The sequence below is a fragment of the Acidovorax delafieldii 2AN genome, assembly GCF_000175235.1.
Lineage (GTDB): Bacteria > Pseudomonadota > Gammaproteobacteria > Burkholderiales > Burkholderiaceae_C > Acidovorax > Acidovorax delafieldii_B.
This window is the reverse complement of record NZ_ACQT01000437.1, coordinates 1-1,843: the sequence shown is the minus strand read 5'-3', so window position 1 is coordinate 1,843 and position 1,843 is coordinate 1. Positions and strand designations below refer to the sequence as shown.

Annotated in this window: 2 protein-coding genes and 1 pseudogene; 2 read left to right on the top strand and 1 reads right to left on the bottom strand. The window is 67.9% G+C overall.

Annotated features, from left to right (window positions below; translation table 11 throughout):
- Nucleotides 1-130, top strand: a pseudogene (locus tag ACDELDRAFT_RS24770) (HpcH/HpaI aldolase/citrate lyase family protein); the annotation flags it as partial.
- 453 nt (nt 131-583) lie between these two features.
- On the top strand, nt 584-913 hold the full coding sequence (locus ACDELDRAFT_RS21965; protein ID WP_005800820.1) for a hypothetical protein: 330 nt from the start codon (nt 584-586) through the stop codon (nt 911-913).
- 371 nt (nt 914-1,284) lie between these two features.
- Here ACDELDRAFT_RS21965 and ACDELDRAFT_RS21960 read toward each other — a convergent pair.
- On the bottom strand, nt 1,285-1,843 hold a 559-nt coding region (locus ACDELDRAFT_RS21960), incomplete at its 5' end, for a CoA transferase (RefSeq protein WP_040330553.1).

The following is a 1,843-nucleotide window of genomic DNA, read 5'->3' as shown; positions in this document are numbered from 1 at the left end:
GGCGCTGCAGCAGGCCGGTGGTGGCGTGTGCGTGCTCGACGGCCGCATGGTGGATGCGCCGGTGCTGGCGCAGGCCGAGCAAACCCTGCTGCGCTACGCCCGCGCGCAGCAGCGGCTCGCTGCCCTTTAATCTCACCCCCGGGGGGGCGGTGCGTGGTGCGCATGTCTGCGGCGGCCCGTCTCCGGCCCGCCGGGCATCACCACGCGTCGGGTGGTGTGGCGCCGGCGGCGAGCCCCCACGCCTGCGTCAACAGGATGGCCACTGCAATGACCGCGTGAAGCCAACCATGCCAGTCGGTCCCCGGACACGCCACGGCCCCATGCTTCCAGAGGCCGCATCGCGCGTTGACTGCTGGAATAGCCGTATCCGCTGATCAGCCCGGCCGGGAGACGGGTGAATGGGATCGCTGTGCCTGTTGCGCCGGGCACGCATCGCCCATGCTACAAACCGCTTGCCAGCGGGAAACCTTGTTCAGAATAACCGGTGGCGCGCAGCCCATGGACGTCGCTTGACGGGCTGCGGCGCACCAGGCGGCATCTGCTCTGCGGAGCGTTGCCACCCATCCCTCACTCCGGCAAAAGAATGAAAAAGATTGTGTGGCTGCTTGTGCTTGCTGTCCCGCCGTGGCTTGCGGTCAAGTGGGGAGCCCCGAAGTGGGGTCTGACGCTTTCCATTGTTCCGTTTTTTCTTCTTGCCATGAGCATGGGCGATTCGGACGAGCACATGTTTGGCGAGGCATCCGAAGGTATCGGGAAATGGCTGTTTCTACTCGTTGGCCTTGGCGGACTCGTACTTGGCGGGACTGCGTTTGCTTTGCGCGGCACGTCATCGCTGTGGGGCGTGGCGTGGTGGATGGGGCCTGTTGCGCTCGTTGTCGTGATCGTGGGGGTTGTGCGCGTGCTGCGCAAATAACCACCTCACGGCCGGCCGTGAACAGCTTCGCATGACGTGGCTCAGCAGTGCGGGTCTGTGCAGTCAAGGCCCAACCTGCCCATGCGCCGTGGCGCTCTCGTCATCGTTCAAGGGGTCTTGGGGTCTTCGGATGCCGGCTGTCCCCGTTGAGGTGTTCCACCTTTCCTCTGAACGCTCGCCTGGCGGATGGGACTCTGGCGCTGGAAATGTGGGTAGCCGCTGGTGCATTGTCCAGCGGCCCTGTTCCCGGCAGTGGGGACATCGCGCCTTCAGACTCGGCTAGTGGTGCCCGGTGGATTCAGCGTTGCGCGGACGGGCCCTGCAAAGCCCCTGTCCGCCCTTGCGCTGCCCAGGCCTGCAGGCCACAGGGCTCAGGCAGGCGTTCGCTGCCGCCACACGGCCTGCGCGCCGGCCTGGTGCAGGCTCTCCATCACGGTCTGTGTGTGCGTGCCTGGCGGGCAGGCGTCTGCGGGCGCATAGGCCGCGCCGTCGAAGCGCGGCGCCGGTACGGCCTGCAGCACGCCCTGGTGCTCCATGTATACGCCGCGTGCGCGCATGTGGGGGTGCTCGGCGGCCTCCACAGGGCTGAGCACGGCGCCAAAGCAGGCGTCGGTGGGTTCCAGCAGCGCCTGCCAGTGCGCGCGCGGGTGGGCCAGGAACAGGGCGGCCAGCCGCGCGCGGCGCGCGGGCCAGGCCTTCTTGTCCCACTGCGGGCTGGTGAAGTCCGGGTCGCCGGCCAGCCCCAGCGCGTCCAGCAACACGCCGTAGAACTGCGGCTCGAGGGCGCCCACAGTGATGTGGTGGCCGTCGGCGCAGATGTAGGTGTCGTAGAACGGCGCGCTGTCGTGGATGCTGTGGCCGCGCGTGTCGGCCACCAGGCCGTTCTGGCGCGCGCTCAGCATCAGGTTCAGCATGTGGGCCGAGCCGTCC